18 protein-coding genes are annotated in these 20,254 nt (G+C 63.2%); 13 read left to right on the top strand and 5 right to left on the bottom strand.

The window, feature by feature from the left end:
- Positions 1-119: 119 nt before the first annotated feature.
- Together map and NOX35_RS18170 are read right to left on the bottom strand one after the other, a co-directional pair.
- On the bottom strand, positions 120-926 hold the full coding sequence (map, locus tag NOX35_RS18175) for a type I methionyl aminopeptidase (protein ID WP_256494227.1): 807 nt from the start codon (positions 924-926) through the stop codon (positions 120-122).
- A complete protein-coding gene (locus tag NOX35_RS18170; RefSeq protein WP_003077582.1) occupies positions 923-1,186 on the bottom strand; it encodes a ParD-like family protein in 264 nt (87 codons plus the stop codon). The genes map and NOX35_RS18170 overlap by 4 nt, the downstream gene beginning before the upstream one ends.
- Before the next feature lie 386 nt (positions 1,187-1,572).
- Between NOX35_RS18170 and NOX35_RS18165 the strand changes: the two genes are divergently transcribed.
- On the top strand, positions 1,573-2,952 hold the full coding sequence (locus NOX35_RS18165; RefSeq protein WP_182283555.1) for an NAD(P)/FAD-dependent oxidoreductase: 1,380 nt from the start codon (positions 1,573-1,575) through the stop codon (positions 2,950-2,952).
- A 1-nt stretch (position 2,953) separates the two neighbouring features.
- Here the strand turns inward: NOX35_RS18165 and NOX35_RS18160 are convergent, their stop codons facing one another.
- The 3 genes from NOX35_RS18160 to NOX35_RS18150 all read right to left on the bottom strand — a co-directional run bounded on the left by NOX35_RS18160 (position 2,954) and on the right by NOX35_RS18150 (position 7,316).
- Positions 2,954-4,624: a phospholipase D family protein gene (locus NOX35_RS18160; RefSeq protein ID WP_256494226.1), complete on the bottom strand. Its 1,671-nt coding sequence runs from the start codon at positions 4,622-4,624 to the stop codon at positions 2,954-2,956.
- 22 nt (positions 4,625-4,646) lie between these two features.
- Positions 4,647-6,254, bottom strand: a complete 1,608-nt coding sequence (locus NOX35_RS18155; protein ID WP_256494225.1) for an alkaline phosphatase — start codon at positions 6,252-6,254, stop codon at positions 4,647-4,649.
- A gap of 84 nt (positions 6,255-6,338) precedes the next feature.
- Positions 6,339-7,316, bottom strand: coding sequence for an NADPH:quinone oxidoreductase family protein (locus NOX35_RS18150; protein WP_256494224.1), 978 nt, complete (start codon positions 7,314-7,316; stop codon positions 6,339-6,341).
- A 123-nt stretch (positions 7,317-7,439) separates the two neighbouring features.
- Between NOX35_RS18150 and surE the strand changes: the two genes are divergently transcribed.
- The 12 genes from surE (at position 7,440) to hisS (ending at position 20,254) form a co-directional block, all read left to right on the top strand.
- The gene (surE, locus tag NOX35_RS18145) at positions 7,440-8,225 is read left to right on the top strand and encodes a 5'/3'-nucleotidase SurE (RefSeq protein ID WP_182283551.1); all 786 of its coding nucleotides are present in this window, start codon (positions 7,440-7,442) and stop codon (positions 8,223-8,225) included.
- Positions 8,165-9,007, top strand: a complete 843-nt coding sequence (locus NOX35_RS18140) for a protein-L-isoaspartate(D-aspartate) O-methyltransferase (protein ID WP_371878493.1) — start codon at positions 8,165-8,167, stop codon at positions 9,005-9,007. Before surE ends, NOX35_RS18140 begins: the two co-directional genes overlap by 61 nt.
- Before the next feature lie 13 nt (positions 9,008-9,020).
- A complete protein-coding gene (locus tag NOX35_RS18135; RefSeq protein ID WP_182283549.1) occupies positions 9,021-9,881 on the top strand; it encodes a peptidoglycan DD-metalloendopeptidase family protein in 861 nt (286 codons plus the stop codon).
- A 2-nt stretch (positions 9,882-9,883) separates the two neighbouring features.
- Positions 9,884-10,942, top strand: coding sequence for an RluA family pseudouridine synthase (locus tag NOX35_RS18130; RefSeq protein WP_182283548.1), 1,059 nt, complete (start codon positions 9,884-9,886; stop codon positions 10,940-10,942).
- Between the two features lie 99 nt (positions 10,943-11,041).
- Positions 11,042-12,196, top strand: coding sequence for an SMC-Scp complex subunit ScpB (gene scpB / locus NOX35_RS18125; protein ID WP_256494222.1), 1,155 nt, complete (start codon positions 11,042-11,044; stop codon positions 12,194-12,196).
- Complete coding sequence (locus NOX35_RS18120) at positions 12,193-13,791, top strand: pseudouridine synthase (RefSeq protein ID WP_256494220.1); 1,599 nt, start codon at positions 12,193-12,195, stop codon at positions 13,789-13,791. Before scpB ends, NOX35_RS18120 begins: the two co-directional genes overlap by 4 nt.
- A gap of 122 nt (positions 13,792-13,913) precedes the next feature.
- Positions 13,914-14,339 (top strand): nucleoside-diphosphate kinase, encoded by a 426-nt coding sequence (ndk, locus tag NOX35_RS18115; RefSeq protein WP_003053316.1) that lies wholly within the window; start codon positions 13,914-13,916, stop codon positions 14,337-14,339.
- Positions 14,340-14,472: 133 nt separating this feature from the next.
- Positions 14,473-15,594: a 23S rRNA (adenine(2503)-C(2))-methyltransferase RlmN gene (gene rlmN / locus NOX35_RS18110; RefSeq protein ID WP_182283545.1), complete on the top strand. Its 1,122-nt coding sequence runs from the start codon at positions 14,473-14,475 to the stop codon at positions 15,592-15,594.
- 25 nt (positions 15,595-15,619) lie between these two features.
- Positions 15,620-16,471 carry a type IV pilus biogenesis/stability protein PilW gene (gene pilW / locus NOX35_RS18105; protein WP_332839860.1) on the top strand — a complete coding sequence of 284 codons (852 nt, stop codon included), beginning with the start codon at positions 15,620-15,622 and terminating at the stop codon, positions 16,469-16,471.
- Positions 16,464-17,450: a helix-turn-helix domain-containing protein gene (locus tag NOX35_RS18100; protein ID WP_182283543.1), complete on the top strand. Its 987-nt coding sequence runs from the start codon at positions 16,464-16,466 to the stop codon at positions 17,448-17,450. The genes pilW and NOX35_RS18100 overlap by 8 nt, the downstream gene beginning before the upstream one ends.
- 19 nt (positions 17,451-17,469) lie before the next feature.
- Positions 17,470-18,750 carry a flavodoxin-dependent (E)-4-hydroxy-3-methylbut-2-enyl-diphosphate synthase gene (ispG, locus tag NOX35_RS18095; RefSeq protein ID WP_256494217.1) on the top strand — a complete coding sequence of 427 codons (1,281 nt, stop codon included), beginning with the start codon at positions 17,470-17,472 and terminating at the stop codon, positions 18,748-18,750.
- 235 nt (positions 18,751-18,985) lie between these two features.
- Entirely contained in the window at positions 18,986-20,254 is a 1,269-nt protein-coding gene (hisS, locus tag NOX35_RS18090) for a histidine--tRNA ligase (protein ID WP_256496940.1), read from the top strand.

Here is a 20,254-nt window from a genome sequence, read left to right as displayed (position 1 = left end):
GGGGCCGGGCTGTTTCCAGGTTGGTTCCAAGACCCCGGACCGCTTCTGGCCGTTATTGCCAAAATCCAGCGGCTGTGCGCACATTGCCGAGGGCAATATGCGTGGTTTGCCGCGCCTGGTCAGATGGCGGGGTAGTCGCCTGTACCCTCAGGCCAGGGTGTCAGCACCTCGAACCCGGTTTCCGTCACCAGCACCATATGCTCCCACTGGGCGGAGAGTGACTTGTCGTTGGTGATCACGGTCCAGCCGTCCGCCAGTTCGCGGGTGGCGGCCTTGCCTGCGTTGAGCATGGGCTCGATGGTGAAGATCATGCCGGGCTGCAGCAGCAGTCCCTGGCCGGGCGTGCCGTAGTGCAGCACCTGGGGCTCGTCGTGATAGACCTTGCCGATACCGTGACCGCAGTACTCGCGCACTATGGAAAAGCGCTCACGCTGGGCCACGGTCTGGATGGCATGGCCTACATCGCCCAGTGTGGCCCCGGGCTTGACGGCGCGGATGCCGGCCACCAGGGCCTCATAGGTGGTGTTGACCAGGCGCCTGGCCAGATTGCTGGGCTGGCCCACGTAATACATGCGGCTGGTGTCGCCGATCCAGCCTTCGGGCGTGGTCACTGCGACGTCGACATTGACGATGTCTCCGTCCTTGAGGACCTGCTTGGCATCGGGGATGCCGTGGCAGACCACATGGTTGACGGAGGTGCATACGGTCTTGGGGAAGCCGTAGTAGCCCACATTGGTGGGCGTGCATTTCAGCTCGTTGACGATGTAGTCGTGACAGATCTTGTCCAGCTCCTCGGTGCTGACGCCGGGCTGCACATGGGGCGTGAGCATGGCTAGCACCTTGGCGGCCAGGCCGCCGGCCTTGCGCGAGAGGTAGATGTCGGTGGCGTCATGAATGGGCACGACTTTCTGCTTGCCGCGCTTCATTGCATGCCTCCCACAAGGCGCACCGGACGGGGGCGGCGCACGGCGGCTTCGGCTTCATGCGCGCTGACTAGCTGCAGCTCACGCTCGGCTTGCTGCAGCAGCAGGGCGCAGATGCCTTCGTAGTTGAGCTGGGGGTGATGCTCGGCCAGCTGGCCTACCCGCAGCCAGTGCTCGGCCTGGGCATTGATGGAGCGGCCGAGGGCCGCGCTGGAGACACGAATCTGGTCGTGCAACTGGTCTGAAATTTTGACGATTCCCATGGCCCAGCATCATAAAGGTTGTATACGTTTCGTATATTGACAAACGCAAATTGCATGGTTGAAGCAGCGGTTTTGCAACTGTTTGACAAGCGCTGTTCGTCGAACCGGGTTTTAAGGCCTTGTCGTGCGACATGGTGCCCAAGAAGTTGATAGCGCTCTGCGCTTGATTGGCATTGATTGCAGCCAGGGGCATTCAGAAAATTGAAAGCTTTCGAGACAAGCCTGGTATTCGTGCCGTTCAAGTCTTATAAAAGATATATATCATCAGTATTTGCCTTGTCCATATTGAGTTTCATGCTATAAAAATTGAAGAACAATCAATGCGTGCCAGACATCTTGGGATGTTCTGGCGTCCGGTCACAACAGACGAGGAGTCAGGGTCGTTCATGGAAAACGCAGTCAGTCAAGCAGGGCAGGGCGAGCAGCTCGTCACCGAATCCCAGGAGCCGCAAGCTCGAAAGCCTCGGCCTCCACACGATGGGCAAGGGTCCCGCATCGTGGTCGTGGGCGGAGGCGTGGCGGGGCTGGAGGTGGCCACAGCCCTGGGCAAGCTCAAGAGCGAGAGCATTGACACGGTGACGCTGGTGGACAGCGACTCCGCCCATGTCTGGAAGCCCATGCTGCACACGATTGCCGCCGGCACCCGCGATCTGGCCCAACAGCAGACCACTTATCTTGCCCAGGCCACCGATGCCGACTTTGCCTACCAGCCCGGCGAGATGTGCGGTCTGGACCGTGAGGCACGTGAGATTCTGCTGGCCCCCATCTATGCCCCCGATGGTCGCGAGCTCGTTGCGGGGCGGCGTCTTGCCTATGACAAGCTGGTGATTGCGGTGGGCAGCGGTGCCAACGACTTCGGCACGCCCGGCGTTCATGAACATTGCTTCATGATCGATTCGCGCCGCAAGGCCGATGCCTTCAACCAGGAAATTCGTTTGCGCATGGTGCGCTGCATGACCAGTGGCGAGCAGTTGCAGGTCGCCATCGTGGGCGGCGGTGCCACAGGGGTTGAACTGGCCGCAGAGCTGGTTCAGCTTGCAGAGAGTGCCACGGCCTACGGCGCATTGGGCGAGGCGGCAAAGTTCCGCATCGTGCTGATCGAGGCAGGCTCGCGCCTGCTGCCCAGCTTTCCCGAAGAAATCTCCGAGGCCACGCGCGTGCGGCTGCAGGCCCTGGGCGTTTCCGTGATCGTTGGCGGCCGCGTCAGCCGTGCGACCGAGCAGGGTTTCGAGCTGGCCAATGGCGAGCTGATTCCCGCCAGCCTGCGTGTCTGGGCTGCCGGGGTCAAGGCCCCGGAATTCCTGATGCAGCTGGGTTTGCAGACCACGCGCAGCAATCAGTTGCTGGTCAATGACGAGATGCAGACCAGTGACCCTGATATCTATGCCCTGGGCGACTGCGCCAGCTATACCTTGCCGGGCAAGCAGGAGGCCTTGCCTCCTACGGCCCAGGTGGCCCACCAGCAGGCCCGCTATCTGATCGAGACCCTGCCCCATGTGCTGGAGCGTCCTGGGGCCAAGCCCGTAGGCTTTGCCTATCGCGACTTTGGTGCCCTGGTGTCCCTCGCGCATTACGACGCCTATGGCTCGCTGGGAAAGTTCGGTCTGTTCAACGGCGGCGTGATCCGTGGCCGCATGGCCATGCTCAGCCACATCATGCTGTACCGCTCGCACCAAGCGCGGCTTTACGGCTTCTGGCGCGGTGGCCTGCTGTGGCTGATCGACCTGATGAACGCGCGGCTGCGGCCCTCCATCCGTCTGGACTGAGCTACAAAAGCCCTTCGATGGGCAGCCAGCTCAGCACCCGCACCATGAAACGCTGCCACCAGCTGGTGCCGGGGTCGGCACTGAAGGTCTGGGCTTCGTGGGGCGGCTGCGGATTCTGGCCCGTCCAGCTCAGTCTGCCCTGCGGGTCCAGTTGCACCTTGTAGGCCATATACGGCAGATGCTGATCCAGGCTGGTGCTGACCTGCTGGCTCAAGGCCGGATCTTTGATGACCACGCCCATTTCGGTGTTGAGCACGGCCGAGCGCGGATCGAAGTTGAAGGAGCCGACAAAGAGCTGCTTGCCGTCGACCGCGAAGGTCTTGGCATGCAGGCTGGCGCCCGAGCTGCCCGTGGTGGCGGAGCTGCCACTCAGCGCTGCAGGTGACGGGGCTTCGCGCTTTGGGGTCTTTTCGGCAGGCTTGCTCTTTCGGGGCTTGTCCGGCTCGTCGGCTGCGAGCTGATTGCGCAGATCGATCTGGCGGCGCATTTCGTGGAGTTCCACGCCCATCTTCAGCAGCGGCTTGCGGTATTTCTCGTAGCCCGCGTGCACCACGGCCACATCGGTTGCCTCCAGGCTGTTGGTCAGAATGCGCACTCGCACACCTTGCTGGCGCAGGTGGGCAAAGGCGTCGACTCCGGCCTGGGTGGGCACGAAATAGGGTGACACCACTTCCAGCAACTGCTGCGGCTGGCCAATCACCGGCTGGAGCTGGGACAGCAGCAAGTCTTCGGGCGCGGCTTTGCGCAGGACCTTGGCCGGGTCGTCGCTGACCAGGGTGGTCTCGGCCCATTGCAGCGGCAGTCGGCCTTCCAGCAAATCGGTGCTGAAGCGGCTGCGGCCCACGGCCTGCACATAGGCCTGGGATTCGGGGCGGTTTACATCGGCGTGCAGGCTTGCGTAGACCTTGTCCACGGCCTGCTGTGGCATGGCGGGCAGCAGGCTGACTACCGGGTAGGCCGAGGGGCTGTTCCAGTAACGGTCGAATTCCGCTGCCACCTCGCCCACCACCGAGCCAGTGGCCACCACATCGAGGTCGGCGAACAGCACGCCGTCGGAGGCGGCAAAGTACTCGTCACCGATATTGCGCCCGCCCACGATGGTGGCGGCGGAGTCGGCCGTGTAGCTCTTGTTGTGCATGCGCCGCTGAGTGCGCGCGAAGTCCGTCACATAGCCGATCGCCTTGGGCGTGCGCAGGGCAAAGGGGTTGAACAGCCTCACCTCGATCTGCGGATGCTGGTCCAGGGCTGCCAGCATGGCGTCCATGCCGCCGGTGCCGCCATCGTCCAGCAGCAGGCGTACGCGCACGCCGCGGTCTGCCGCGAGCAGCAGCTCATCGAGCAGCAAATGGCCTGTGGTGTCGTTGCGCCAGATGTAGTACTGCACATCGAGGGTGCGCTGCGCGGCTCGGGCCAGCAGGGCGCGGGCAACATAGGCGTCATGGGCATCGGCCAGCATATGGATACCGCTCTGCCCAGGATGTGCCTGCAGCAGCGGCTCCAGAGCCTGGCCGAGCCGGGTTTGCAGGGCCTGCTCGGCACTCAGCGCCCGTGTGGCAGTGCGATCCGGCATGGGCGGCAGGCCGCAGCCTGCGAGCAATCCCGCAATCAGCAGGGTTGTCGCCGTACCGCGCCACAGGGGAATTTCGGGTCTCGAGGCCTGTGTGTTTTGCATGACCCGAGTATGCCGCAGCGCATCAGGCGATCTTCACAGGGCCGGGGCGGCGATCTTCCACCACAAAGCGTGCCAGCGTATAGAGACTGCTGTCGGCCTGGAGCGGGTTGCTCACGGCGCGCAGCTCGGTGCTCATGGACTGTGGCGTGATCTCCACGAGGCTGTAGCCGCGCTCCTCACAGCGCGCGAAAACCACCTGTGGATTGTGGGCCACGATGGCATCGACCCTGGCCTGTGTCGTGCCGCTGTGCGAGCTGATGGAGGTGCCGCAGAATTCGCTGGCAATCACCGGGTTGGCCTTGTCCGGGGCCTGATCGGCCCGGGCTGCAATGGAGCAGACATAGTTCTGGTGAATGTCTCCGCCGAGCAGCACGCTGTTGCGTGGCTGGCTCTCGGCAATCTGGCGCACCAGGCGCTGGCGAGCCTGAGGGTAGCCGTCCCAGCTGTCGGTCGACTGCCGGCCATTGGGATGCTTGCGGGCCGAGAACAAGGTGGTCTGCACCACGGTGCTCCAGCGGGTGGCCTCGGCCCTCTGGCGAGCATCGTCCTGCAACTGCCGGGCCAGCCAGCGCTCCTGATCCCAGCCCAGGAAGCTGCGTGCCGGATCTTGCAGGGCAGGGCATTCGGCCGGGTCCACGGTGCCGGTGCTGGCCTTGCCCTCGGGGCGGCAGGCCTGCAGATCGCGGTACTGGCGGCCGTCCAGCAGATGCAGCCTGGCCAGCTTGCCCCACTGCAGACTGCGGTACAGCGCCAGGCCTTGAAAGTTGCGCTGCAATGCGCTGTCACGCAGCGGCATGTTTTCGTAGAAAGCCTGCCAGGCCGCCATGCGCCTGGCCAGAAAGTGAGCGCTGTCCCCGCGTCCGTACTGGGCTACATAGTCGTTTTCAACCTCGTGATCATCCCAGATGACGGACCAGTTGCACACGGCATGGGCGGCCTGCAGATGGGGATCGCTCTTGTGCAATGCATAGCGGTCGCGGTAGTCCTGCAAGGTCTGGGCGGTACGCAGCGGCTGCGGACGAGCCAGTCCATCGGGCTTGGCCGGTTGCGCATATTCATAGATGTAGTCGCCGAGAAACAGCACCAGATCGGGCGAGGCCTGCGCGGCATCGGCCCAGGCGCTGTAGAAGCCGTGTTCCCAGCGCTGGCAGGAGGCCACGGCCAGGCGCAGCTTGCGCACATCGGCTCCGGCTGCCGGGGCGGTGCGGCAGCGTGCGGTGGCGCTGAAGGCGTTGCCACAGCGGAAGCGGTAGAAATACCAGCGGTCAGGGCTCAGGCCGTTGACCTGCACATGGACGGCGTGGCCCCATTCGGCCCTCGCCTGGGCCTGCCCATGGGCCACGGCCTGGCGGAACTGGGCATCGTGCGCCACTTCCCAGTGGACGGTCTGTGCTGCCAGGTCTGGCGCGGCCGCTGTACCCAGATAGGACAGAGGTGCTGTCAGCCGCGTCCAGATCAGGATGTTGTCGGGCTCCGGGTCGCCGCTGGCCACTCCCAGAGTGAACGGGTTGTGGGCCAGCGATTCCGTGGCACGGGCCCAGGCTGGCAGGGCACCCACGGCCGTGGCAAGGCTGGAGGCAATCAGAAAGCGCCGGCGATCCGGCGCCTGCGTGTGAAGAGGATAAAACATGGCGATGCTGTGGTGTCGGGTTCTTGTAGCCAGTGGCTGGAAGTATCCCCGACCCCGCAGACATCGCCGCGGTTTACCGCAGCTTTACGCGTTGACCAGCACCAGCTTGCCCTGTACCTGGCGCGAGCCCATGCGCTCGTAGGCGGCGAACAGCTCGCTCATGGGCATGGTGCGGTCGATCACGGGCTTGATCCTGCCCTGGGCCCACCATTGCGACAGCTCCTGCATCATGGCTGCATTGTTCTGAGGCTCGCGCTTGGCGAAGTCGCCCCAGAACACGCCGACCAGGGAAGCGCCCTTGAGCAGCGGCAGGTTCAGCGGCAGAGAGGGGATGGGGCCGGAGGCAAATCCGATGATCAGATAGCGGCCGCGCCAGGCAATGGAGCGGAAGGCGGGCTCGGCGAACTCGCCGCCCACGGGATCGTATATCACGTCGGGGCCCTTGCCGTCGGTCGCGGCCTTGATGGCTTCCCGCAGATCGCCCTGGCTGTAGTTGATGGTGACGTCTGCACCTTGAGCCTTGCACAGCGCACATTTCTCGTCGGTGGAGGCCGCTGCAATCACCCGTGCGCCAGCTGCCTTGGCAATCTGTATGGCTGCCGTGCCAACGCCACCCGCGGCGCCCAGTACGAGTACGGTCTCGCCGGCCTTGAGCTGACCGCGGTCGATCAGCGCATGGTGGGAGGTGGCATAGGTCATGATGAAGGCTGCGGCATCGACAAAGGGGAAGTCGGCCGGAAGCGGCATGCACATGGCGGCGGGTGCCAGCGTATGTGTGGCGAACCCGCCCGTGCCCGAAAGACAGGCCACATGCTGGCCTACCTTGAGATGTTTGACGCCTTCGCCCACGGCCTGCACTACGCCGGCGTATTCCGAGCCCGGCACAAAGGGCAGGGCCGGCTTGATCTGGTATTTGTTCTGCACGATCAGCAGATCGGGAAAGTTCAGGCTGGCAGCCTTGACTTCCAGCAGCACCTGGCCGGGGCCGGGCTGCGGTGTGGGCTGCTCGGTCCATTGCAGGGTCTCGACGCCGGTGGGTGTGGTGCAAAGCCATGCGTGCATATCTTGTCTCCTGATCTTCTTGAGGTGAGATTGGGGGGAATCGGCTCGCAGATGATAGAAGTGTGGTGCGAATGCCGCGTGTCTCTGTCGTGACCTTGGAGCCGCCTACAATCCGCCTCATCCATGAAGATTCTTATTTGCAATGACGACGGCTTTCAGGCCCCAGGCATCGTGGCTTTGCACGATGCGCTGCGCACCGTGGCAGACGTCGAAGTGGTGGCGCCCGAGCACAACAACAGCGCCAAGTCCAATGCGTTGACGCTGAACGCGCCGCTGTATGTGCACCAGGCCTATAACGGCTTTCGCTACGTGAACGGCACGCCTGCAGACTGCGTGCATATCGCGCTGACCGGCCTGCTGGGCTACCGGCCCGATCTGGTGGTCTCGGGCATCAACAACGGCGCCAATATGGGCGACGACACGATTTACTCGGGCACCGTGGGGGCGGCCATGGAAGGCTATCTGTTCGGCATTCCGTCGATTGCCTTCTCCCAGGTGGACAAGGGCTGGGCCGAACTGGAGGCGGCAGCTGCCACGGCCCGTCAGATGGTTCAGGAGATGCTGGCCCAGCAGTTGATCGGTACTGCTCCCTGGTTGTTGAACGTGAATATTCCCAATATGCCGCTGCATGCACTCAAAAGCGTCAAGTTGTGTCGCCTGGGGCGACGTCATGCGGCCGAGCAGGCCATTCAGCAGCAAAGTCCACGTGGCGAGACCATGTACTGGATCGGCAGCGCCGGCGCAGCAAAGGACGACTCCGAAGGCACGGACTTCCATGCCACCGCCCATGGCCATGTCTCCATGACGCCGCTCAAGGTCGATCTGACCGACCATGAAAACCTCGGCTATTGGGCGCAGACGGCCAGCAAGCTGGCCGGTCCATCCACCACATCGGCGGCCGCATCGTGAGCGAGCGTCGTCCGCCTCAGGTTCCGGGCTGGATTGCACGTTCCGTGCAGATGGGCACCAGCGCGGCGCGGCCGCCCGTTACTCCCAAGCCCATCAATCCGCTGCGTGTGGCTGCTTCGCCTGTGGGGGTGGGGCTGGACTCATCCACGGTGCGCTCCCGCATGGCACAGCGCATCGGTGCGGCGGGCGTCAGCAACCCGGCCGTGCTGCAGGCCATGGCCACGGTGGAGCGTCACCGCTTTGTCGACAGTGCTCTGGTCAATCAGGCCTATGAAGACACCAGTCTGCCTATCGGCCTGGGTCAGACCATCTCCAAGCCCAGCATCGTGGCCCGCATGATCGAGCTGCTGCTCGACTCGGATGCAGCCCGCAACGGGCAAGGACGAGTGCTGGAGATCGGTACGGGCTGCGGCTATCAGGCCGCCGTGCTGTCCATGCTCACCAAAGAGGTTTATTCGATAGAGCGGCTGCGCGGCCTGCATGAGAAAGCACGCGGCCATCTGCGTCCCATGCGCCTGTCCAATGTGCATCTGATTCTCGGTGACGGCATGGTGGGCTTTGCCAGTGGCGCGCCCTATGCGGGCATCATCTCCGCTGCCGGCGGTGATGTGGTGCCGCAGGAGTGGTGCGACCAACTGGCGGTGGGCGGGCGTCTGGTGGCTCCGGTCGTGGTTGGTGCGGGTAAGCAGGCACTGCTGGTGATTGACAAGAGTTCACACGGTTTTACGCAGACAGTTTTGGAAGCAGTCAACTTTGTCCCTCTAAAATCGGGGATCGCCTAGAAGGGAATAGCTTATGTTGGTATCGCGAAGTCTTGGTGCATGGGGAACGGCCGTGCTGGCAGGTGTCATCCTGGCCGGTTGTGCTGCCCAGGCAAACAGGGCTCCTGTGGAGGATCGCGGACAGTCGGCCTCCTCGTCTTCAACTGTAGACGTCAAGTCGCTGCCCGGCGCTGAAAATGCCGGCAAGCCGGGTTACTACACCATCAAGCCTGGCGACACTCTGATCAGGATTGGTCTGGAGCACGGCCAGAGCTGGAAGGACATTGCTCGCTGGAGCAATCTGGACAATCCCAATGTGATTGAAGTCGGTCAGGTGGTGCGTGTGGTGCCGCCCGGACGCGAGGCGCCTGTCGCATCGTCCGGCTCGGGTCGCGGTGTCGCGCCCGTGGTCGTGGGCGGTGGCAGCACTGCAACGACGACTACCCCCGTGACTCCCCCGGCTGCAACCGCAACGCCAGTGCCATCCACGCCAGCAACAAGCCCTGCGCCTGTTGCCAAGGGAGCCGATGATGTGAACTTCATCTGGCCTGCCAGCGGCTCGCTGATTGCCGGCTTCGACGAGCAGCGCAACAAGGGCTACGACATCAGCGGCAAGGCCGGTGATCCCGTGGTGGCTGCGGCCGACGGCCGTGTGGTGTATGCCGGTGCCGGCCTGCGTGGCTATGGCAACCTGATCATCCTCAAGCACAACAACACCTATCTGACGGCCTACGCCCACAACCAGTCTCTGCTGGTCAAGGAAGATCAGGCCGTCAAAAAGGGGCAGAAGATTGCCGAGATGGGCAGCACCGATGCCGATCGCGTCAAGCTGCACTTCGAGGTGCGTCGCCAGGGCAAGCCTGTCGATCCTTCGCGCTATCTGCCTTCGCGCTGAGCATGGCCACGCAACGCAAGCAAGCCGCACAAGCCCCTGCCCAGCAGGGGCTTGTGCCTTCTGACGCGGCAGAGCAGAGCTGGGACGAAGCAGCCGAAGACGCCATTGCCTCGGCCGAGGTCGAGAACCGTGAACTCTCGGTCGGCACCGAGCATCACGGTCAGCGTGTGGACAAGGTGCTGGCGCTGGGGGTGTCCGAGTTCTCGCGCAGCTATCTGCAGCAGTTGCTGGCCGACGGCGCGGTCACGCTCAATGGCAAGGTTCTGCTCAAGCCCTCGGTCAAGGTGGCCGTGGGCGACCGCCTGCGCGTGGAAATGCGTCCCACCCAGCAGAGCATGGCCTTCCAGCCCGAGGCCATGGATCTGCAGGTGGTCTATGAGGACGATGATCTGCTGGTCATCAACAAGCCTGCGGGTCTGGTGGTGCATCCGGCGCCCGGCAACTGGACGGGCACATTGCTCAATGGTCTGCTGGCGCGTGACGAAAAAGCGCGTCAGGTGCCGCGCGCCGGCATTGTTCACCGTCTGGACAAGGACACCAGCGGTTTGATGGTGGTGGCGCGCAATCGCAGCACCATGGATGCGCTCATCAAGATGATTGCCGCGCGCGATGTGAGCCGTCAGTATCTGGCGCTTGCCCACAAGCAATGGGGCAGCCGCAAGCGCCGCGAAGTCGATGCGCCGATCGGCCGCGATCCACGCAACCGCCTGCGCATGGCGGTGGTGGATCTGAATCTGCACCCCGGCAAGCAGGCGCGCACCGATTTCGATCTGCTCGATGGCGATGCAGCTCACAGCCTGGTGCGCTGCACGCTGCACACCGGTCGCACGCACCAGATCCGGGTGCACATGGCTTCGCTCGGCCATCCGCTGATAGCCGACACGCTGTATGGCGGTCAGCCCGAGGGTGGGCTGGAGCGCCAGGCACTGCATGCCTTCAGACTGGCCTTCGAGCACCCGGTGACGAAAAAGCCGCTGGTCCACTATGCGCCGCTGCCGCAAGACATGGCTGGTGCACTGGATTTATGGGGTCTGCGTTACAATCTGCCGGAAAGCCTCTGACCATCACTCGCATGGCATCTTTGGGGCGCTTCCCTCTCTTCTTAGAATCAGGCGTCCCACCGCAGTCGGTGCGACAGCCGCTCCCGAAACGCTGCGCCCATGAATACGGTAGATGCCAAGCGGGTTCTTGAAACAGCATTGATTTGTGCCCCGCAGCCTGTAACGCTGCGGGAATTGCGCTCACTTTTTGATGATGTGCTGGGCTCGGACACGGTTAAGGATTTGCTGCTGGACCTGCAAAAGGACTGGGCCCTCAAGGGCGTGGAACTGGTGCAGGTGGCTTCTGGCTGGCGTTTTCAGAGCCGGCCCGAGATGCGCGTCTACCTGGACAAGCTTCACCCCGAGAAGCCGCCCAAGTACACGCGGGCGACGCTGGAGACGCTGGCCATCATTGCCTACCGTCAGCCGGTCACGCGGGGTGATATAGAGGACATCCGCGGCGTGACCGTGAACAGCCTGATCATCAAGCAGCTGGAAGACCGGGGCTGGATCGAGGTCATCGGCCACCGTGAAACCGTGGGGCGGCCTGCGCTGTTTGCCACCACGCGCCAGTTTCTCGATGATCTGGGTCTGCAGTCGCTGGATCAGCTGCCCATGCTGGAGGAAACACAGGCCCAGCAAAGTCTGTTCAAGGCGCTGGATGGGGAGGAGGGCGAACCAGCCTCCGTGCCGGAGGCCGGTGTCGAGGAGGCCCAGCGCCAGGAAGGCGTGGAGGCCGCAGAGTCGGTGGATGTCGTGACAGAGTCCGATGCGGCGGAGAGTGAGATCCTGCGTGCCTCGGGTGAGGAAGAGGGGGCGCAGGAGCTGCCGGACACCGATGTCGACCCAGTGGTGCAAGCGCCTGCAGGGCTTGTGTCGGAGATTCAGCCCGAGGCGGATGCGCCAGAGTTGAAGTCATATCCGGACCAAACGCCGATTGATATTGCGCAAGCTGCTACTGAAGAGATAGCGGTTGAGTTGCCGGATGCGGAGCCAGGGCCGACAGAGGAGCTGCCGTCCGTGAGCAAGCCCAAGGCGGTCAGGCCCGTCAGGACAGCCAAGGCGGCAGAGCCGGAGCCCAAACCGGCGGCCAAGAAAGCCGGACGTACCGAGTGGGTGGGCCTGAAGGCGTTTCTCGAGGATGACTATGGCAGCGACGACGACGAGGCCGAGGACACAAAGACGAAAGCGCGGGCCGACGATGCCGTCGGGTCAGCAGAACAAGGAATTGTGGAGGGTGACGATGGCGTCATCCCCGAAGGAAAACTGGAATGAACAACGAGACATCGAACCCGATGCCCGAGTCCGCAGCCGCTTCGCCCGAAGCCGAGCCGGTCAAGAAGACTCGCAAGCCCCGCGCAGCCAAGGCCGATGGCGCCAAGGATGCCGACGAGGCCAAGAAGCCAGCAGCACCGCGCAAGCGTGCCGGCGTCAAAAAGGACGCTGCTGCCGAGGCCAAGCCAGCGCGCAAGCGTGTGACCAAGCCGCGTGCCGAAGAAGCCGTGGCCGTCGAAGAGTCTGTTCAGCCCGCGGCTGAGCAGGAGGTGCAGTCCCAGGACCAGGACCAGGGCCAGAACCAGGACGCAGCAGCGGATATCGTCGTTGCCGAAGTGGCTGTTGAGAGCGTTGCCGCTCCTCATGGGCCCAGGGGACGCAAGAGCCAGAACATCGACTTTGCCGATGTGATCTCGGGCGACTTCGACGATGAGGAAGAGAACGGCAGCGCCATGCCCGCCAAGCGCGTGCTTGCGCCCCAGGTAGACTCTCCGAAGCTGCACAAGGTGCTGGCCCAGGCCGGCATGGGTTCGCGCCTGGAGATGGAGCAACTGATCCTGGAAGGGCGCATCTCGGTCAACAACGAGCCTGCCCACGTCGGCCAGCGCATTCAGTTCGGCGATATCGTCAAGGTCAACGGCCAGCCCATCCGCTTCCGTATCGACCCGCCGCCCGCACGCGTGATTGCCTATCACAAGCCCGTGGGCGAAGTGGTGACGCATGACGATCCTCAGAACCGTCCCACGGTGTTCCGCAAGCTGCCCAAGCTGCAGCATGGCAAGTGGCAGTCGGTGGGGCGCCTGGACCTGAATACCGAAGGTCTGCTGCTGTTCACCAGCTCGGGCGAGCTGGCGAACTCGCTGATGCACCCCCGCTTCGGCCTGGAGCGTGAATACGCGGCCCGCGTGCTGGGCGCGCTGAGCAAGGAAGAGAAGCAGCGTCTGCTGGACGGCGTGCAGCTCGAAGACGGTGAAGCCAGCTTCGGTGCCGTGGAAGATGGCGGTGGCGAAGGTGCCAACTGCTGGTACCGCGTGACCATCTCCGAAGGCCGCAACCGCGAAGTGCGTCGCATGTTCGAGGCTGTGGGCCATGCCGTCAGCCGTCTGATCCGCATTCGCTACGGCGCCATGATGCTGCCGCGCGGTCTCAAGCGCGGCGCCTGGGTGGAACTTGATCAGGCCGATATCCAGGCGCTGATGTCGGCAGCCGGCGTCAAGGAGCGCGCTCCCGTCGAGCGCAACAGCGGCGGTGCCCGTGGCGCCAACAACCGTGGCGGCCGCAACAACCGCAGCGGCGGTCGCGGCAACGGCATGAATGCCGATCGAGCACCTCAGGGGCGCCGTGAAGGCGGCGGCCAGCGCCGTGGCGAGTGGGACGGCAATCGTCCGGCACCCAGCGGCATGCTGGGCGACAACCCGCGCAACAAGTCCGGCGGCCGCTCCGGTGGCTCGGGTCGCTCGCAGGGGGGCGGTCAGCCCGACCCCATGCGCACCTCGGTGGGCTATATCGGCAGCGACAGCCTGTCGCGTGCCCGCCAGAACGCCAAGCGTCGCCCTGGTGGTGGCGGTGGCGGCGGTCGCCGCGGCGGCCGCTAAAAAGGTATCCGTAAGGATTTGAGTGCTGCCCGGACTTCAAGGTCTATGGTGGCACCGCTAAAATCAACTGTTTTGCTTTTTCGGCAAAAACCCATAGTAACCCTGATTAGGAAATAATCATCATGGCTATCGAACGTACCCTCTCCATCATCAAGCCCGACGCAGTTGCCAAGAACGTGATCGGCCAAATCTACGCCCGCTTCGAAGCTGCTGGCCTGAAGATCGTGGCTGCCAAGCTGGTGCACCTGTCGCGCGGCGAAGCCGAGCAGTTCTACGCTGTGCACGCTGCCCGTCCTTTCTTCAAGGATCTGGTGGACTTCATGGTCTCCGGCCCCGTGATGATCCAGGCTCTGGAAGGCGAGAACGCCATCCTGAAGAACCGTGAACTGATGGGCGCCACCGACCCCAAGAAGGCCGAGAAGGGCACCATCCGCGCCGACTTCGCCGACAGCATCGACGCCAACGCCGTGCACGGCTCCGACGCTGCTGAAACTGCTGCTGTGGAAGTTGCCTTCTTCTTCCCCGGCATGAACGTGTACTCGCGTTAATCCCACGCTAGCTTTACAGCATGCTCTCGCTGACGCCAGCGCTTTGCATTCGTGCAAAGCGGGTGTCAGCACTTGAAGATGCTGGCCACGGCGTGGCAAACACCGTTCGCAAGACGCCTCGCCACATGCCGATATGACTACTAATTTGCTTGATTTTGACCTCGAAGGACTGACCGCTTATTGCGAGCAGCTCGGGGAGAAGCGTTTCCGTGCGACGCAGCTGTTCCGCTGGATTCACCAGCGTGGCGCATCCGATTTCGACCAGATGACCGATCTGGCCAAGTCTTTGCGCGAAAAGCTCAAAAGCCGGGCCCACATTACCGCTTTGCCCGTGGTGACCGAGCATGTCTCTGCCGATGGCACCGTGAAGTGGCTGTTCGATGTGGGTGACGGCAATGCCGTTGAATCCGTTTTCATTCCTGAGGACGACCGTGGCACGCTGTGTGTCTCGTCCCAGGCAGGTTGCGCCGTGGGCTGCCGCTTTTGCTCGACCGGGCATCAGGGCTTCAGCCGCAACCTCAATACCGGCGAAATCCTTGCCCAGCTCTGGTATGCAGAGCATTCGCTGCGCAAGCGCTTCGGTACCGAAGATCGCATCATCTCCAACGTGGTGATGATGGGCATGGGTGAGCCGCTGCAGAACTACAGTGCGCTGGTGCCTGCCCTGCGCGTGATGCTGGATGATCATGGCTATGGCCTGTCGCGCCGCCGCGTGACGGTGTCCACCTCGGGCGTGGTGCCCATGATGGATCGTCTGTCGCAGGACTGTGCCGTGGCACTTGCGGTGTCGCTGCACGCGCCCAATGATCCGCTGCGTGACAACCTGGTGCCGCTGAACAAGAAGTACCCGATTGCCGAACTGCTGGACGCCTGCGAGCGCTATCTGGAGTTCGCGCCACGTGACTTCATCACCTTTGAATATTGCATGCTCGACGGCGTTAACGATCAGCCTGAGCATGCGCGCCAGCTGATAGAGTTGGTGCGCGCGCGCGGCGATGGCAAGAGCTGGTGCAAGTTCAATCTGATCCCGTTCAATCCCTTCCCCGCTTCGGGTCTGTTGCGCTCGCCTTCGGCCCGCGTGACCGAGTTCGCTACGTTGCTGAGCAATGCCGGCATCGTGACCACGGTGCGCAAGACCCGGGGTGACGATATCGATGCGGCCTGTGGTCAGCTCGCGGGCGATGTGAAGGACAGGACTCGCGCTGCCGAGCGTATGGCCAGGCAGCGCACCATCCCGCTCAAGCAGGTGTCTTGACGGAGTTTTGAATAAAGGACAATCAATGAGGGCAGTGGTACAGCGACCGGTTTGGCGACATTGGGGCTTGTTGGCCCGGTGGGGGGTACCGGTTGCGGTCGCGGCACTTGTGGGTTGTACTTCGACAACGACCACCACCACGTCCTCTACGTCCGTCCCCCAGGCTTCCGTGGTCGGCACGGGCGGTGCCCAGGTCGCCGATGCCAGTCGCCGTGCCCAGATTCGCCTGGAGCTGGCTGCCAATTACTTTCAGGCCGGGCGCCTGGATGTGGCCATGGATGAGGTGGGGCAGGCCTTGGCTGCCAAGCCCGATTACGCCGATGCATACGGCCTGCTGGGCCTGATCCTCATGCAGAACCAGGACTGGACGCAGGCGGAGATCGCCATGCGCAAGGCCGTGGATCTCAATCCGCGCGACGGCAACCAGATTCACAACTACGGCTGGATGCAATGCCAGCAAAAGCATTTCGACCCAGCCCAGCAGTGGTTTGATAGAGCCCTGCAGGCTCCGGGCTACCGTGAACAGCCCAGGACCCTGCTGGCCAAGGGCATGTGCTACCAGCAGGCAGGACAGTTGGAGCAGGCCTACCAGAACATGTTTCGTGCCTATGAGATGGATGTGGGCAACCCCGCCGCAGGCTACAACCTGGCAAATGTGCTTTGGCTCAAAGGTGATCTGAAGAAGGCGCAGTTCTACATCCGGCGCTTGAATAACAATAGCAATCAGGCCAGTGCGGAAAGCCTCTGGCTGGGGATCAAAATAGACAGGGCATTGCACGACGACATTGGAGTGCGTCAACAGGCCGATCAGTTGCACGAGCGTTTTCCTCAATCGCGTCAGTGGCTGGCCTATGAACGTGGAGCTTTCAATGAATGAGGCTGCGGTGGAAGAGGAAACTATGCAAAGCGAAGAGCAGGTGCCAACTCAGGGTCAGGCCACGGCCGGAGTCTTGTTGCGTCAGGCACGGGAAGCAGCCCGGATGCAGTTGCCCGTGATGGCTGCGACATTGAAGGTGCCGCAGCACAAGCTGGAAGCGCTGGAGGCCGATGACTATGCGGCCTTTCCCGATCATGTGTTCATGCGTGCTCTGGCCATGGGGATGTGCCGGACCTTGCATATCGATGCCGAATCGGTGCTGGCCAAGCTGCCACGCAGCGAGATCAAAAGCCTTGCCAATGCGGGTCCTGGCATCAACGAGACCGTCAAGGTGCGCAGCAGCTTCAAGGTCACGGGTACGCCGCTGGACTCCGGCAATAGCAGCTCTCGCAAGATCGCGGCAGGCGTGCTGATTCTGCTGGCAGCTGCCGCTGCCGTGTACTTTGTGCCATTCCATCAGATGGTGGACGGCGCCGATGGGGCAGGCGCGCCAGCGCCGGCTCAGGCCCAGTCTGGCCAGACGGCTGCGGCGAGCGCTCCGGCTGCAGAACCGCTTGCCCCCGCCGAGGGCGGTGCACAGGGCAGTTCTGCCACACCTGCGGCGACGGTGACAGAGTCTGTACCGGTTGCTGGTGCTGCCGGCATGCCTGGCGATGGCGCTGCAGCAAGCGTTTCCGCACCTGTGGCAGCGGCCCAAACCGCAGCCCCGGTCGCCGAGGCAGCCACGCCCGCGACCGGCGCTGCCGGCCTGCTGGTGCTGAAGGTGAATACTGGCCAGTCCTGGGTCAAGGTCAGGGATGGTGCTGGCAAGGTGGTGCTGGAAAAGACCCTGTCCAAGGATGAATCTGCGACTGCCGAAGGTCAGTTGCCCCTGTCGGTGATTGTGGGCAATGCCAAGGGCACGCAGGTGACGGTACGTGGCGAACCCTTCGATATCTCGAGCACACGCGACAATGTGGCTCGCTTCGAGGTGAAGTAACCGTTCGAGGTAAACAAGAGTGCAAGATTCTCAAAGCTCGCAGCAGCTCAGCCAGGCGATAGCCATCGCCAGCCCGCTGCCGCGCAAATCGCGCCAGGCCCGTGTGGCGTGGCGCAACAACGTGGTCACCGTCGGGGGCGATGCGCCCGTGCGCGTGCAGTCCATGACCAATACCGATACCGTGGATGCGGTGGAGACCGCCATCCAGGTGCGCCAGCTGGCCCAGGCCGGCTCGGAGATGGTTCGCATCACGGTGAACACGCCCGAGGCGGCGGCAGCCGTGCCCTATATCCGCGAGCAGCTCGACCGCATGGGCGAGTATGTTCCGCTGGTGGGCGACTTCCACTACAACGGCCACCGTCTGCTGACCGACTATCCCGACTGCGCCCAGGCGCTGTCCAAGTACCGCATCAACCCTGGCAATGTGGGCAAGGGCGACAAGAAGGACAAGCAGTTCGGTCAGATGATCGAGATCGCCGCCAAGTACGACAAGGCCGTGCGCATCGGCGTGAACTGGGGCTCGCTCGACCAGGAAATCATGGCCGAGCTGATGGACCAGAACAGCAAGCGTGCCCAGCCCTGGGAAACGCGCCAGGTCATGTACGAGGCACTGATCACCTCGGCCATCAGCTCGGCCGAGCTTGCCAGGAATATCGGCCTGAATCCCGACAACATCATCCTGTCCTGCAAGGTCAGCGGCGTGCAGGATCTGATCTCGGTCTATCGAGAGCTGGCGCGCCGCTGCGACTATGCGCTGCATCTGGGTCTGACCGAGGCCGGCATGGGCACCAAGGGCACGGTGGCATCCACCGCTGCGCTGTCGGTGCTGCTGCAAGAGGGCATTGGCGACACGATTCGCGTCTCGCTCACGCCCCAGCCCGGTGAAGCGCGCACGCAGGAGGTCGTGGTGGCTTCCGAAATCCTGCAGGCCCTGGGGCTGCGCGTGTTCGTGCCCAGCGTCACCGCCTGCCCGGGCTGCGGCCGCACCACCAGCACCACCTTCCAGGAACTGGCCAAGAGGATCGACGATTTTCTGCGCGGTGAAATGCCGCTCTGGCGCACCCAGTTCCCTGGCGTGGAAGCCATGAAGGTGGCGGTGATGGGTTGCATCGTCAACGGCCCCGGCGAGAGCAAGCATGCCGACATCGGCATCAGCCTGCCCGGCAATGGCGAGGCGCCTGCGGCACCGGTGTTCATCGATGGCGAGAAAGCCTTGACGCTGCGCGGCGAACATATCGCCGAGGAGTTCCAGACCCTGGTGCTGGAATATGTGCAGCGCCGCTACGGCCAGAAGGCCTGAGCGAATCGAGCGCTTGCAGCGGCCCGGCATGCGGGTGGTGATTGCGCTTGCTGGCACAATGCCAGCGAGCCAAGACTTTGGAATTGATAGCTGCTTGCGCACTATCTGTATGGATTTGAATTAGGTTTCTAGCTAGAAGGCATAGTTGCCAGGCGCAATGTGCTCTCGTTTTGCTAGTGACCCAAGTGTGAGATTTCACGTGGCCAAGAACGAAAAACTGACTGCCGTCAAAGGCATGAACGACATCCTTCCTCCCGACTCGGCGCGTTGGGAATGGTTTGAAGCCAAGGTGCGCGATCTGATGGGGCGCTTTGCCTATCGCAATATCCGCACCCCCATCGTCGAGCCCACGGCCCTGTTCGTGCGCGGCCTGGGCGAGGTGACCGATATCGTCGAGAAGGAGATGTACTCCTTTGAGGACAAGCTCAACGGCGAGCACCTGACCCTGCGCCCCGAAGGTACGGCCGGCGTCGTGCGCTCGGTCGTGGAAAACAATCTCCTCTACGAAGGCGGCAAGCGTCTGTTCTACATCGGCCAGATGTTCCGCCACGAACGTCCCCAGCGCGGCCGCTATCGCCAGTTTCATCAGGTTGGTGTGGAGGCCATGGGCTTTGCCGGTCCAGAGCTGGATGCCGAGGTGATTTTGCTGGCTGTGCAGCTGTGGAAGGAACTGGGCATCGACGGTGTGCGCCTGGAGCTCAACAGCCTGGGACAGCCCGAGGAGCGCAAAGCCCATCGCGCAGCCCTGGTTGCCTACTTCGAGCAGCATACCGATGTGATGGACGAGGAAGCCAAGCGCCGCATGTACAGCAACCCGCTGCGAGTGCTGGATACCAAGAATCCGGCCATGCAGGATATGGTCAACGCAGCTCCCAAGCTGATGGACTACCTGGGTGACGCATCCAGGGCGCATCTGAAGGCTGTGCAGGACATCCTGGATGCCAACGATGTGGCATGGAGCCTGAACCCGCGTCTGGTGCGCGGCATGGACTACTACAACCTCACGGTGTTCGAGTTCATTACCGACAAGCTGGGCTCGCAAGGCACCATCTGCGGCGGTGGTCGTTACGACTATCTGATCGAGGAAATCGGCGGCAAGCCCGCTCCGGCCGTGGGCTGGGGCATGGGTGTCGAGCGCGTGCTCGAAGTGCTCAAGGAGGTGGGGGCAGAGATTCCCCTGCCCGCAGCCGATGTCTACGCCATCATTCCAGACGCCTCGGCGCTGCCTCAGGTCTTCAAGACCGTGCAGCAGCTGCGTGCAGCCGGTGTGGCGGTTCAGATGCATGCAGCGGCCGGCGGCTCGGCCGAGGGCATGGGCTCGATGAAGTCCCAGTTCAAGAAGGCCGATGGCTCGGGTGCACGCTATGCCCTGATCTTCGGCGCTGACGAGCTGGCCCAGGGCAAGGTCACCGTGAAGTCGCTGCGCGACGGCGAAGGCCAGCAGGTGCAGCAAGCTCTGGCGGACGTGGCCCTGTGGGCCGGCAGCCTAAAATCGGCGGTTTGA

It is taken from the genome of Comamonas sp. C11 (genome assembly GCF_024496285.1).
Taxonomy (GTDB): Bacteria; Pseudomonadota; Gammaproteobacteria; order Burkholderiales; family Burkholderiaceae_C; genus Comamonas; species Comamonas testosteroni_F.
The sequence above is the reverse complement of the archived record's forward strand: the minus strand, read 5'-3'. Positions and strand labels throughout refer to the sequence as shown.